This is a genomic window from Achromobacter sp. RW408 (assembly GCF_003184165.1).
In the GTDB taxonomy this organism is placed as follows: domain Bacteria; phylum Pseudomonadota; class Gammaproteobacteria; order Burkholderiales; family Burkholderiaceae_B; genus Achromobacter; species Achromobacter xylosoxidans.
The window spans coordinates 1-393 of record NZ_QHHO01000037.1 but is presented as its reverse complement, the minus strand read 5'-3'; the positions used below and the strand labels follow the sequence as shown (position 1 = coordinate 393).

Below are 393 nucleotides of genomic sequence, written 5' to 3'. Positions count from 1 at the left end.
GCTGCTGGGCGGGCACCTGATCCCGCAGACCACGATCGTGGGCGCGGGGCCGGTGACGGTACTGGTGACGGCGCTGGAAGGCTTCGAACTGCGCGCCACTTATGACGCCGAAACCAATTTGCGGCTACTGCAGCCGCGGGAGATCTGACGATGATGCCGGCCGAGGTCGAAAGCGGGAGCATGGGGCGGGTGGCGTATGCGCGCATCGGGCCCAACGAGGATCTGGTGCAGGGGGTGGAGAAGCTGTGCCTGGCGGAGGGGTTTCGCAACGCCTTCGTGCGCGGCGCGCTTGGGAGCCTGGTGGATGCCTGCCTGTATGCGCGGGGCGGGGAGGTGCGGCAGCTGGAGGGGCCGGCGGTGGAGATCGTGAGCCTGGCGGGAGAGGTGCGCGCG

At 69.7% G+C, this 393-nt stretch carries 1 protein-coding gene; it reads left to right on the top strand.

Translation table 11 applies throughout. The features are described 5' to 3' along the window. Window positions 1–150: 150 nt before the first annotated feature. On the top strand, window positions 151–393 hold a 243-nt coding region (locus DK459_RS07545), incomplete at its 3' end, for a PCC domain-containing protein (RefSeq protein ID WP_146221882.1).